Origin of the sequence: Streptomyces lydicamycinicus, assembly GCF_000829715.2 — a bacterium.
Lineage (GTDB): Bacteria > Actinomycetota > Actinomycetes > Streptomycetales > Streptomycetaceae > Streptomyces > Streptomyces lydicamycinicus.
This window is the reverse complement of the sequence record NZ_BBNO01000008.1, coordinates 314,631-326,378: the sequence shown is the minus strand read 5'-3', so window position 1 is coordinate 326,378 and position 11,748 is coordinate 314,631. Positions and strand designations below refer to the sequence as shown.

At 71.0% G+C, this 11,748-nt stretch carries 11 protein-coding genes; 6 read left to right on the top strand and 5 right to left on the bottom strand.

Features of this window, described 5'->3' with window-relative positions; genetic code table 11:
* Positions 1–6: 6 nt before the first annotated feature.
* Positions 7–696, bottom strand: a complete 690-nt coding sequence (locus tag TU31_RS27730) for a class F sortase (RefSeq protein WP_042159375.1) — start codon at positions 694–696, stop codon at positions 7–9.
* Between the two features lie 310 nt (positions 697–1,006).
* The gene (locus TU31_RS27725) at positions 1,007–2,113 is read right to left on the bottom strand and encodes a helix-turn-helix domain-containing protein (protein ID WP_042159372.1); all 1,107 of its coding nucleotides are present in this window, start codon (positions 2,111–2,113) and stop codon (positions 1,007–1,009) included.
* Between the two features lie 155 nt (positions 2,114–2,268).
* Here TU31_RS27725 and TU31_RS27720 point away from each other — a divergent pair, with 155 nt between their 5' ends.
* From TU31_RS27720 to TU31_RS27705, 4 genes are all read left to right on the top strand, one after another.
* Positions 2,269–2,463 (top strand): hypothetical protein, encoded by a 195-nt coding sequence (locus tag TU31_RS27720; protein WP_042159370.1) that lies wholly within the window; start codon positions 2,269–2,271, stop codon positions 2,461–2,463.
* Positions 2,464–2,760: 297 nt separating this feature from the next.
* Entirely contained in the window at positions 2,761–3,672 is a 912-nt protein-coding gene (locus TU31_RS27715) for a radical SAM/SPASM domain-containing protein (RefSeq protein WP_219819227.1), read from the top strand.
* Positions 3,669–4,457 (top strand): hypothetical protein, encoded by a 789-nt coding sequence (locus tag TU31_RS27710; protein ID WP_042159367.1) that lies wholly within the window; start codon positions 3,669–3,671, stop codon positions 4,455–4,457. Before TU31_RS27715 ends, TU31_RS27710 begins: the two co-directional genes overlap by 4 nt.
* Before the next feature lie 735 nt (positions 4,458–5,192).
* Positions 5,193–5,399, top strand: a complete 207-nt coding sequence (locus tag TU31_RS27705; RefSeq protein WP_042159366.1) for a hypothetical protein — start codon at positions 5,193–5,195, stop codon at positions 5,397–5,399.
* Between the two features lie 131 nt (positions 5,400–5,530).
* Here TU31_RS27705 and TU31_RS27700 read toward each other — a convergent pair whose 3' ends face one another.
* Both TU31_RS27700 and TU31_RS27695 read right to left on the bottom strand, forming a co-directional pair.
* Positions 5,531–6,391: an LLM class flavin-dependent oxidoreductase gene (locus TU31_RS27700; protein ID WP_042159363.1), complete on the bottom strand. Its 861-nt coding sequence runs from the start codon at positions 6,389–6,391 to the stop codon at positions 5,531–5,533.
* A 261-nt stretch (positions 6,392–6,652) separates the two neighbouring features.
* Positions 6,653–7,942 (bottom strand): GAF domain-containing protein, encoded by a 1,290-nt coding sequence (locus TU31_RS27695; RefSeq protein WP_042159361.1) that lies wholly within the window; start codon positions 7,940–7,942, stop codon positions 6,653–6,655.
* A gap of 270 nt (positions 7,943–8,212) precedes the next feature.
* Here TU31_RS27695 and TU31_RS27690 point away from each other — a divergent pair, with 270 nt between their 5' ends.
* Positions 8,213–8,635 (top strand): hypothetical protein, encoded by a 423-nt coding sequence (locus TU31_RS27690; RefSeq protein ID WP_042159359.1) that lies wholly within the window; start codon positions 8,213–8,215, stop codon positions 8,633–8,635.
* Between the two features lie 151 nt (positions 8,636–8,786).
* Here the strand turns inward: TU31_RS27690 and TU31_RS27685 are convergent, their stop codons facing one another.
* Positions 8,787–10,430, bottom strand: coding sequence for an acyl-CoA dehydrogenase family protein (locus TU31_RS27685; RefSeq protein ID WP_042159355.1), 1,644 nt, complete (start codon positions 10,428–10,430; stop codon positions 8,787–8,789).
* Positions 10,431–10,448: 18 nt separating this feature from the next.
* Here TU31_RS27685 and TU31_RS27680 point away from each other — a divergent pair, with 18 nt between their 5' ends.
* On the top strand, positions 10,449–11,591 hold the full coding sequence (locus TU31_RS27680; protein WP_063770834.1) for a YihY/virulence factor BrkB family protein: 1,143 nt from the start codon (positions 10,449–10,451) through the stop codon (positions 11,589–11,591).
* The last annotated feature ends 157 nt before the right edge of the window (positions 11,592–11,748 follow it).

The window sequence follows — 11,748 nt, the reverse complement described above, 5'->3', positions numbered from 1 at the left end:
CCGGGGTCACCGGCCCGGCGGGTCTCCCTGGCCGGATCCCGTCATCCGGGCGAAGACCACCACATTGCCCGCGTAACCGGAACCCGCCGCATAGGGGCCGCCGCAGGTCAGGACCCGCAGCTCGGGGCGTCCGGTGGTGCCGTAGACCTTCCGGGAGGGGAACTTCCGCTTGTCGAAGACCTGGATGCCGTAGACCTCGAAGACCGCGGTCCGTCCGTCCTCGCGCGTCACCCGGATCGTCCGGCCCTTCTCCAGGGCGCCCAGCCCGTAGAAGACCGCGGGCCCGCTGCGGCTGTCGACGTGGCCGACGAGGACCGCGGTGCCGTTCTCCCCCGGGGTCGGGGCGTTCGCGTACCAGCCCGCCAGCCCGGGGTCCTCGGCCGGCGGCGCCACGATGCGGCCGTTGCCGTCCAGCCCCAGCGGCATCAGCGGAGCCGACACATCGAGCGACGGAATCGCCACCCGGGAGGGGACGGAACGGGGCAGCGGCGGCGGTGCGGGCCCGTCGGGCGGGAGGTCACCGGGGAAGAGCGCCGAACCGGCTCCGGGCTGCGGCGGCCCCGTCGTCTCCCCGGTCAGGCCCTGCCGCACCATGCCGAGGCCGACGAGACCGACCAGCGCCAGCACGCCCCACCGGGGCCGACGCGGGGCCGCCGGATTCCCGGGCGCCGCTTCCGGCGGGCCTGGCGGGCTCATCACTCACCTCCCGTGGGCCGCGCGCCCGGGAGGTGCACGGTCCGCAGTCGGCACGCTAGGCGGGCCCCGGCCCGGCAGCGACAGTAGTCGGCCGAACGGGTGGCGGGGGCCGGAGGCCGTGGAGCCCGCCGGCTCATCCCCCTGCCCGCTCACCTTGGCCGGGTTTGCCCGCTGCCCTGCCTGGGTTCGCCCACGCGCCCTTGCCCGGCACCGCCATCGGCGTCGTCCTGATCATCGTTTTCTGGGCAGCCGTCGACATCAGATCGTCGGAACCTGGGCCGTCGTACGGCTCGCCCGGCGCCGGTAACCCCTACGCCTCAATCTCTTCCATGAGCATTCGAAGCGTCAGGCTGTGCTTCTCGGGGGGCAGAGCCTCCATCGCGGCACGAGCGTAGGCGACGCCGCCAGCCTTGTCGCCGGAGCGGGCGAGCATGAGCCCGCGGTGCATCTCAAGGTGAGTGACAAACCGAGGCAGCTCTGCTGGTAACTCCCGCCGCGCAGCGTCCTGGGCGTCAACGGCAGTCTTCTCGTCACCGAGTCGGGCGGCCAAGAGGGACGTGAAAACGTTCATGCGCCAGTACGGCACGGCGTAGTCAGAGGTCTGCTCGTAGGAAGCGGCCGAGTCGAAGATCCGCCGCCCATCGGTCAGCAGATTCCGCGCCTGGGCGTGATCTCCCCGGATCGCGGCAGCGTGCGCCTTGCCCATGATGGCGTTGAGAAGTCCGAGGGACGGACGCTTGCCGCTGATGGCAATCGCTTGGTCGGCGAGCATGTCAGCAACGCCCAGTGAGGCGCCCTCGTAGCCGAGTGCGATGGCGGCCCGGCCGCGTACCCACACCCGCGTCTGCTCGTCGCGGGATTCGTCTGCCGCCTTGGCCGCCATCCGGTACCACGACACGGCCTTGCTGCCGTCGCTGCCCGGGAACGTCTTGGCGTACAAGGTCATCAACCGGCTGGCTACCGACCACAAACGGGGATCGTCCAGTTGCTGTTGCACTACGACGAGTTCACCCGAAACGCGGCGTTGGATGTCGCTGGCACCCAAGGACATGTACTCGGTGCCGTAGGTGGAGAGCTTTCCTTCCCAGTCGTCCGCGCTCGGACCGGCTTGGAGGCGAGCGGCGAAGCCGCTGGTGAGTAGGTCGGATGCCACCACTGGGGCTATGGCTGTGGCCGCTGCATTGAACAGGAAGTTGCGTCGGTTCACTTCACCCTCAAGGACGGCTAGAGGTACGTCCAGCACGGAGGACAGGCAAGCCAGATAGAAGTCACCTGGCACCACCTTGGAACGCTCCCAGCGACTGATGTACTCCCGGGTTAGCGAAGTGCCATGCCGATCGTTGAGTGCGCTTGCCAGCCTGCCCTGACTCCATCCTCGCGCCTCGCGCAGTCCTCTGATCAAGTCCCCGATGGCCATAAATCCATCTTGCCCCTACAGCTGCCCCTACTGGAGCAACTTGTGTGCCGCCTCTGGGTGCTTGCCCCTAGAAATGCCACTGGTTCGGACACGCAGCGTCGCGGGATGGTGACTCCACCGATGAGGCAACGAAGCCCCGTAGGGGAGATGTTGACGTGACGTACCGAGTGGGTGCCTACGTGTGGGACGAGGCCCGCGCCAAGGTCGGCGTGGTGATGGACGAACGCTGGGGCGAGGTGCAGCTTCGTCCGGTCGGCGGCGGCACGGAGTGGTCGGCCCAGAGACGGGCGCTCCGGCTGGCGACCAGGGACGAGAAGGCCGCGGCCGGCGTCTACGCCAAATCCACATGACTCGGCTTCTCGTCCGCTGCGACCTGTGCGCCACCCTGAACCGGGGCCGGAGTCGCGCATGGGGCGCAGGCGATAACGAGCTGGCCGCGGCGGCACGGACCCGTTGCGTCGGCACCACGTCGATGCCCAAACGCACGGAGAACGTGAGCGTCCACCGCTCGTCGCCACCCGAAAAACGAAGTGCGAGACCGAGTGGAGAGTTACCAGAGGTCCGTACAGGCTCCCGCTCAGTGGTGACACATCCTGAGGCGGGTGATGGGAAGCACGTGCTCGATCACATGAGAAGGAGTCACGACAGTGCCAACGATCTCCAGTGAGTCAGCATTACCGACCGAGCAGCAGACCGCGACGAAGCTGCTGTGGCTGGACCTGACGCGGAACTGTCAGTTGGCGTGCAAGCAGTGCTATAACGCGTCGGGGCCCGACGGGACGCACGGGAGCATGAGGCGTGAGGACTGGCTCAACGTCCTGGACCAGGCCGCCGCGTGCGGCGTCGAGCGGATTCAGTTCATCGGTGGCGAGCCCACCATGCACCTGCACTTCGCGGAGCTGGTGGACCACGCGCTGAATGTCGGTCTCCATGTCGAGGTCTACAGCAACCTCGTGCACGTCTCCGCCGAGTGCTGGGAGGTCTTCCAGCGCGACGGCCTGAGTCTGGCCACCTCGTACTACTCGGACCTGGCCGAGCAGCACAACGCGGTGACCGGCAGGCCCTCTCACGCCCGCACCCGCGGCAACATCGAGCGGGCCGTGGGGCTGGGTATCCCGTTGCGGGTCGGCATCATCGACGGCGGCAACGGGCAGCGGGTCGACGAGGCCCGCGAGGACCTTAAGGGGATGGGCGTCAGCCGCATCTCCGTCGACCACGTGCGCCCGTTCGGGCGCGGAGCCGAGGGCCAGGCCCCGGATGCCACCAGCCTCTGTGGTCGCTGCGGGGCCGGCCGGGCCGTCATCAGCCCCTCGGGCGAGGTGGCGCCGTGCGTCTTCTCCACCTGGATGGGTGTCGGCAAGGTTCAGGACGCCCCCCTGGCCTCTATTCTCAACGGCACCGCCATGAGCGAGGCCACGAAGTCCATCCGGCGCGCGGTCGGTCGGGGCGGCGACGAAGACGACGACAACAGCGGCGACAGCAGCGGCAGCTGTGGCCCCGTGGGCGACGGTGAGTGCTCTCCGGGGTATCCCAGTAGTTCGTGTAGCCCGAGGAGTTGAGCTCCATCGACAATGAGGCCCTGTGGACGCTGGTGCGGCCATACACCGGTGAACAGCATGAGGTTCAGCCGACCACGCGAGGGAACGGTTCCGACGTCACGGCTCTGGTCCACTGCGACGGAGGTCCTGTCTTCGTCAAAGCCTGCCGGAACAGTCCAGGAGGCCGGCGCGCTTCCATCATTCGGGAACGGCTGGTGAATCCGTACGTTCGACCCGTCTCACCGGCCTTGCAGTGGCACGCCGCGGATGACGAGTGGATCGCTCTCGGCTTCGAGGTCATTGAGGGGAGATCGTCGGACTTCACGCCCGAATCTCGCGATCTTCCGGAAGTTGTCGGCATCGTCGAACAAATCGGGGAACTGCCACTCCCCGGTGAGGCCGACGAATGGCAGGAGACGCGTTGGGACCGTTTCGCAGACGAGGCTGACGCCCAACTGTTCCGGGGCAAGACGCTGTTGTTCACCGACATCAACCCGGACAACCTGATGATTGGGTACGGGCGGGCGTGGGCGGTCGACTGGTCATGGCCAACTCACGGGGCCGCATTTATCGACCCGTCGTGCCTGATCGTGCAGCTCATCGCTGCCGGGCACACGCCCGAGTCCGCCGAGCACTGGGCGGGTAGCTGCAAGGGGTGGACCGAGGCGGACACGCGGGCAATCGACGCGTTCGCCGCAGCCACCGCACGCATGAACCGTGCCTTCGCCGATCGCAACCCGGACGCTTCCTGGCTCGGTGCGATGGCCGACGCCGCACAGGCATGGGCCGACCACCGCGCCCGCTAGGGTCGTCCCTGTGCGGCTGCGGGAGCCGCTAAGCCAGGGAATGCGCAACGACCCCCCGAAACGCCAAAAGCGGCTCCTCCACCCTCTGCGGTGGAGGAGCCGCAAGCATGCGAGTCCCCTCTCGGTCACACGGTGAGCCGCTACTCGGACTCTGGGTGCATCTGGACCCACTGGCCGCCGATGCGCTTCATCTCAACCCCGTAGTAAGGCTGGGGACCGACAGCTGGGTTGGAACCGTTGGATTTGCGCTTGCGGCGGGGTCCGGACCGCCCCTTCACAGCTTTGTCCGCGTTCTGCGCATCGTGCTCCCGCAACACAGCAATTCGTCGCAGGAGTTCACTACGGCTCATCGGCTTCGTCTGTGGCCGGTTGACCGGGACAGATGGCGCAACAGAAACGGGCCGCCTGCTAATAGCAGCAGCAGGCAAGCTACAGGAGCGGTGCGTTGGCCCCACGCCCTCAATGATGACGAGCTTCTTGTTGCTTACCCGCTGACCGCACACGGCACAGCGTTTGAGGCTGGAAACGTCAGACACGATCCCCCCGGATCTCGACGCCCTTTTGAGGCAGAACCATAGTGGCCGAACCGCGACTTCGGGGGTTCTTCGCGCATTTCTGGCGGCCCGGATACGCCAAAGCGCCCCTACCGCACAGGGGGCGGATTCCAGGGATGGGCGCACGGGGCCGACCCTGTCTGGGACGCTGTCGGTCCTGTCTGGGGCGGCAAACCAGAGCATGGTCGTCGACCGGCGGGGCTCCACCGTCTGGGACGTTCAGACCACCAGCGGGCAGCGGCTCGCGGTCAAAATCGGCTACCCCACCTACGCCGGATGGGCACACGGCGATGTACAGCCGATTCACTTCATCATCGGGCCCGACGGCACGGCGCTCCGCACCTGGACTTCGATCCCGGCGCCCTCTGCACGAGCTCCCGCCCGCTGACGGCCGACGTGCTCTCCCAGGCTCAAGGCACTGGCTCCCCGGGATCCGCGCCAGGTGACTGCCGAGTGCGGCCCTGCGGCGGGCGGCGCCCCCCGGAGGACGCCGCCCGCCGAACGGCTCCCTACGGCCGGCTACTCGTCGTGGAACACCGCACCGGCCAGCCGCTCGACCTGGTCCGGGTCCGGGGCCCAGCAATAGAGCATCACCTCGTCCGCGCCGACCTCCCGGCAGAGGGCCACCGCCTCACGGATCTGGTCCCCTGTGGTGAGGAGGCCGTTCACCACGTGGTCGGTGAAGCTGTGCGGGGCGTAGTAGGCGCGCACTTCCGCGCGGGCGCGGTCGAGGGTCGGCTTCGGGCCGAGCGCGACATTGACCTGGGCCAGCAGCCGCGGCCGGCCCGTACGGCCGGCCCGGTCCCAGGCGTCCTCCACCTGACGGAAGAGGCCGCCGATCTGCCGGGGCGGCAGCGCGGCGCCGAGAAAGCCGTCGCCCCAGCGGGCCACGCGCTCCATCACGGCGGGCACGAAACCACCGAACAGCACCTCGGGCCCGCCGGGCCGCGCCGGGGCGGGGCCGATCGGGCCGACGTCCGCGGAGAGCGGCTCACCGGACCAGAGACGCCGCATCGTCGCCATCTGCGTGTCGAGCCGACGGCCGCGGGTGCGCAGGTCGACGCCGGTGGCCAGATAGTCGTCCTCGCGGCCGCCGATGCCGATGCCGAGGGTGAAGCGGGAGCCGGACAGCAGATCGAGGGTGGCGGCCTGCTTGGCGAGCAGCGCCGTGCGGTGCAGCGGGGCGAGCAGCACCTCGGTCTGCAGCCGGATCCGGGAGGTGGCGCCGGCCAGGGTGGCCAGCGTGATCAGGGGCTCGGGGTTGCCGAACACCAGCCGGTCGAGGAGGGCGACGGTGCTGAACGGGGTGGCTTCGGCGCGCCGGGCCCAGCTGAGCAGCTGTGCGGGGTCGCCGATGGGAAGGCCAAGGCCTACGGACATGGTGGGTGTCCTCCAGAAGGGCATGCGGGCATGCGTGATCACGGATTGTCGTGTCGCCCGCTCGTTCGGCTCCGCGCGTGCGATACGCGCGGGCTGCTCCCGTTCTGCGACGGCCTTCTGGAGAGCTGATTCAGAGCACCGTCACCTTACGAGAGGGCCGCGCGGCACCGCATCCGGTTTTCCGCCCGGCCCACCCGGCGGTCCCTCGGCCCGGCCCGGCTGCACTCCGGACCGCGTCGGCCGCCCAGCCGCCCCGCTCCCTCAGCCCCGGCGCGCCGCCGCCACCGCGGGCGCCAGCGACTGCGGCAGCAGATGCACGGGCTGCGACGGCAGCCGGAGCTCCACCTCCACCCCGTCCGCGAAGCGGTAGGGCCGGTGCGCCAGCACACTCGCGAGATGGCGGCGCAGCCGGGACAGCTCGGCGCGCACCGTGACCGTACGGCTGTCGTCACCGAACAGGTCCCGGGCGAGTTCGGCGGCGCTGCGCCCCTCCGGATGCGCGGCGAGCACGAACAGCAGCTCGGCATGGCGCGGCGTCAGCTCGTGTGACCAGCTGCCGGCCGGTCCGCTGACGGTGACCGTCGAGCCGTCCCGGCCGCTGACGTCCAGCACCACCCGGCTCGGCCCGGTGTCCCGCTCCCGCTCCCCGAGACGGATCAGCCAGCCGCCCGGCAGCGGCTCCAGGGCGCACATGCCGTAGCGCGGCAGCCACAACGGCCCGGCCTCGGGTGATTTGGGCAGCGCCACCCGGTCCGGCGGGGTCAGGCCCGTCACCCCCACGACCCAGCCGTGCGGGTCGACGGCCAGCGCCCGTCCGCCGATCCGCGCCAGCACCGGCGCCGCGCTCGACCGCAGCCGCTCCAGGGAGAGGTGATGGCGGGTGCGCAGCTCGCCCTCGGCGAGCCGGGCGACCGCGGACACCAGCGAGAGCGTCGTGGGGTGGAAGCCGGGCGCCGGGCCGCTGACGTCCACCGTGCCCAACAGCCGCCCGTCGCGCGGGTCGTGGAGCGGCGCCGCGGCACAGGTCCAACTGTGGTGGCTGCGGACGAAGTGCTCCGCGGAGTGCACCAGCACCGGCCGGCGGGCGACCAGGGCGGTGCCGATGGCGTTGGTGCCGACGACGCCCTCCCGCCAGTCGGCGCCCTTGTCGAAGCCCAGCCGGTCGGCCATCCGGCGGACCGGCGCGCTGCCCTCCCGCCACAGCACCCGGCCCTCGGCATCGGTGACCACCATGATCTGCTGCGCGGCATCGGCGGCCGCCAGCAGCCCCTCGTTCAGCACCGGCAGCACCGGGGTCAGCCGGGACAGCTGCCGACGGTGCTCCAACTCTGCGACGGACAGCGGGGTTTGCGGCTGGTCCCGGTCGGGGTCCACGCCCGAGACCCGCGCCCGCCGCCAGGACTCACCGATGACCGCGCGGGGCGCGTCGGACGGCGCGTCGGCCGGCGTCTCGCCCGCGAGTACGGCCTCCCGGACCGTGGCGAGGCGGTGGGCGGTCACACGGATGTCCTGGGCCGACCAGATGGCACTGTCGATCGGTCTGTCGCTCACACTGCTCTCCGTTGTGCACTGTCCCCGGGTGGTGCCCGTCGTGCCGTCACCAGACCGTCCTGGAAGGGCCATTGTTCAGGTCCGGACCGGCGCACTGCAACGGACTGCAACCGTTGTGGCCTATGACGCGTTCCCGGGAATCTTGGCGGAGCGGCCGATGGTGCCCCGCCACCGCGGGTTCGCCGGACACCCGTCGGGGAACCACCGGTGAGGGCCGGGGATGCCATCGGCCGCCGGTGCGATGTCGGCAGTGCGGGGGAGGGGGCGACCATGAGGGCCGCTGCCCCGCGTGTCGTGGTGATCGGAGCCGACGAGGGAACCCGCACCGTGCGTGCGGCCCGGCTGGCGGAGCACTACGGGATTCCCCGGCTGCCCGCGGTCGACCTGCTGATCCGGCGTCAGCGGCTGCCCGCCGACGGCTATGTCGTCGACGGCGCCCCGCAGCTCCTCGACCGGGCGGCCGGCACCGGCGGTCTGCTGCCCGCGCTGGCCTTCGCCGATCTCGTGGTCCTGCTGCACGGTGCGGAGTGGAGCGGCGCCGACGAGGCCTGCCGTGTGCTGCGCTACTACGAGGCACGCGGGGTGCTGGTGGCCTTCCCTCCGGAGGCACCGGACGGCGACCTCGTCGTGGCCATCGATGCGGCGGTGCGCGGGCGCAGCACGGACCCGCCGGAGCGCCCCGGCAGCCCCTGAGACCGGGGAGCGGTGCCGGGTCGGCGCGGCACCGCTCCCTGACCGGCGCGGCGGCGGTAACCCCCTGTCCCCGTCGCTCCGTGCGGCCGACGGCCCGGAGACGACGGGGAGCCGCCGCCGCGTCGTTGAACCGGCCGGGCCGGGCGGGGGCTCAGCAGTCGATCACCGGCCGGGCCCGCTCCACCACCGCCGCGAGATCCAGGGTGTGCGGCAGCGTGCCGAACGCCGCGCCCGCGTCGCCGCCGAGCCGGGAGGCGCAGAACGCGTCGGCGACCTCGGACGGTGCGTGGCGCACCAGCAGGGAACCCTGGAGCACCAGTGCCATCCGCTCCACCAGCCGCCGGGCGCGTGCCTCGATGCCCTCCAGGTCGGCGAGTTCGGTGAGCATCCCCTTGATCGCCCGGTCCAGCCGGTGGTCCGCACCGCGCGCCGCCCCGACCTCGGTCAGGAACGCGTTCAGCGCCTCGGGTTCGCGCCGCAGGGCCCGCAGCACGTCCAGTGCCTGGACATTGCCGGCGCCCTCCCAGATCGAGTTGAGCGGCGCCTCCCGCAGCAGCCGTGGCAGCCCCGACTCCTCGACATAGCCGTTGCCGCCCAGGCACTCCAGCGCCTCCGCCACCATCGGCGTGCACCGCTTGGTCACCCAGTACTTCGCCGCCGGGACCGCCAGCCGCAGAAAGTGCCGGTCCCGCTCGGTGCCGCCGTCGTACGCGGCCGCCAGCCGCAGCGCGAGCGTGGTCGCCGCCTCCGACTCCAGCGACAGATCGGCCAGCACATTGCGCATCAGCGGCTTGTCGATCAGCCGGCCGCCGAACGCCTCCCGGTGGGCACTGTGGTGCACGGCCTGCGTCACCGCCTGCCGCATCACCGCCGCGGAGGCGCTGACACAGTCCAGCCGGGTCGCCGCGACCATCTCGATGATCGTCGCCACCCCGCGCCCCTCCTCGCCGACCCGGCGCGCCCAGCTCCGCCCGTCGAACTCGACCTCCGCCGAGGCGTTCGAACGGTTGCCGAGCTTGTCCTTGAGCCGCTGGATGCGGAAGGCGTTACGGGTGCCGTCCGGCAGCACCCGCGGCAGCAGAAAGCAGGTGAGCCCGCCGGGGGCCTGGGCCAGCACCAGGAAGGCGTCCGACATCGGCGCCGAGCAGAACCACTTGTGTCCGGTCAGCACGTACTCGCCGGGTGCGGCCAGCGGCTCGGCGCGGGTGGTGTTGGCCCGTACGTCGCTGCCGCCCTGCTTCTCCGTCATGGCCATCCCGGCCAGCGCGCCGCCCTTCTCGGCGACCGGCCGCAGCTCCTGCTCGTACACCGGGGAGGTCAGCAGCGGCTCCCATTCGGCCGCCAGCTCCGGCTCGGCGCGCAGCGCGGGTACCGCCGCATGGGTCATCGACACCGGGCAGCCGTGCCCCGCCTCGGCCTGCGTCCACACGATGAAGCCGGCGGTGCGGCGGACGTGGCCGTCCGGCCGGGACCAGGCGCCGGTCAGACCGGAGGTGACGGCGTGGCCGAGCAGCCGGTGCCAGGCCGGGTGGAACTCCACCTCGTCGATGCGGTGGCCGAAGCGGTCATGGGTGCGCAACACCGGTGGATGCCGGTCGGCCTGTTCGGCCCAGTGCTGGGCGTGCGCGGAGCCGGCCGCCTTGCCCAGCGTGCCCAGTTCTTCGCGTACCTCGTCGAGCCGCTCGGCGGCGATGTAGCGGGTGATGCCCTCGGTGAGGGCCGGGTCGTTCGCGAAGACGTCATAGCCGACCAGCGGCGGGGGCTGGTTCGTGACCGTGTGAGTGGTGGCTGCCATGCCGGATACGGTAAGGAGGTGCAGCCCGCAAACGAACCAACCGAGCGGCCCGCGGGCCGTCTGACCAAGGCCCGCGCGCTGTACCGCAACGTTTCCAAGCGCCGGCTGGCCTGGCTCCTGCTCAAGGACACCGTCAACTCCTGCATGAAGTACCGGGTCACCGGTCTGGCCGCGGAGGCCGCGTTCTGGAGTCTGCTGTCGTTGCCGCCGCTGATCCTCGGGCTCCTGGGGGTGCTCGGCTATACGGACGCCTGGATCGGCCACGACACCATCGACCATGTCCGGCAGCGCATCCTCGACGGCGCCGGCACCGTGCTGTCCGACAAGGGCGTGAACGAGATCGCCCGGCCGCTGCTCGACGATGTCTTCACCGGCCGCCGCCCGGACGTCATCTCCTTCGGCTTCGCCATCGCCCTGTGGTCCGGCTCCCGGGCGATGAACGTCTTCGTCGACACCATCACCATCATGTACGGGCTCGACGGGCGGCGCGGCATCGTGAAGACCCGGCTGCTGGCGTTCGCGCTCTACCTCGCCGCGCTGCTGGTCGGCGCCGTCGCGCTGCCGCTGATGGTGGCCGGCCCCGACACCGTCGTGAGCTGGCTGCCGGCCAGCGAGCATGTCATCCGGGCGCTGTACTGGCCGGTCGTCCTGCTGCTGTCGGTCGCCTTCCTCACCACCCTCTACCACGCCTCCGTACCGGTCCGTTCGCCCTGGCCGGAGGACATTCCCGGTGCGGTGGTCGCGCTCGGCATCTGGCTGCTCGGCAGCTTTCTGCTGCGGCTCTATCTCACCTCGACGGTCGAGGGGCCCACGATCTACGGCTCCTTGGCCGCGCCGGTCGCCGTGCTGCTGTGGATCGGGGTGTCCGCTTTCGCGGTGCTGGTGGGGGCCGCGATGAATGCCTCGCTCGACCGGGTGTGGCCGTCGGTCGCCACGGCCGCGGCGCGCGAGGAGATCGCCCGGCGGATGGCCGCGAAGACCGGGGCGACGGCGGTCACCGGTGATGCGGACGGTGCAGGGGCGGGCGGCGAGGGCCGCGATGACCGCGGTGGCCGCGAGGGGCAGGGCGATCGCCACCGGGAGGGCCACGGCGAGGGCGGCCGCGGGGACGGCGATCAGGACAGGGGCGACCAGGGCAGGGGCGACGGCCGCGACGGCTGACCCGGCGCCACTCGTCCGGCCGCATCCGGCCGCGGTGCGGCGCGCGCGACGGCGCGGGAAGCCGTGCGCGAGCCATTGACACTCATGGAACCCGGGCAGATGATCCTTGCCGACCGTTCGGCGAACGAAAGTTCACCAGGCGAACATCCCGCTGGTA

Coding starts and splice junctions, on each gene's coding strand:
- TU31_RS27730 (WP_042159375.1), bottom strand. CDS start 696: ATGAGCCCGCCAGGCCCGCCGGAAGCGGCGCCCGGGAATCCGGCGGCC.
- TU31_RS27725 (WP_042159372.1), bottom strand. CDS start 2,113: ATGGCCATCGGGGACTTGATCAGAGGACTGCGCGAGGCGCGAGGATGG.
- TU31_RS27705 (WP_042159366.1), top strand. CDS start 5,193: ATGGTCGTCGACCGGCGGGGCTCCACCGTCTGGGACGTTCAGACCACC.
- TU31_RS27700 (WP_042159363.1), bottom strand. CDS start 6,391: ATGTCCGTAGGCCTTGGCCTTCCCATCGGCGACCCCGCACAGCTGCTC.
- TU31_RS27690 (WP_042159359.1), top strand. CDS start 8,213: ATGAGGGCCGCTGCCCCGCGTGTCGTGGTGATCGGAGCCGACGAGGGA.
- TU31_RS27685 (WP_042159355.1), bottom strand. CDS start 10,430: ATGGCAGCCACCACTCACACGGTCACGAACCAGCCCCCGCCGCTGGTC.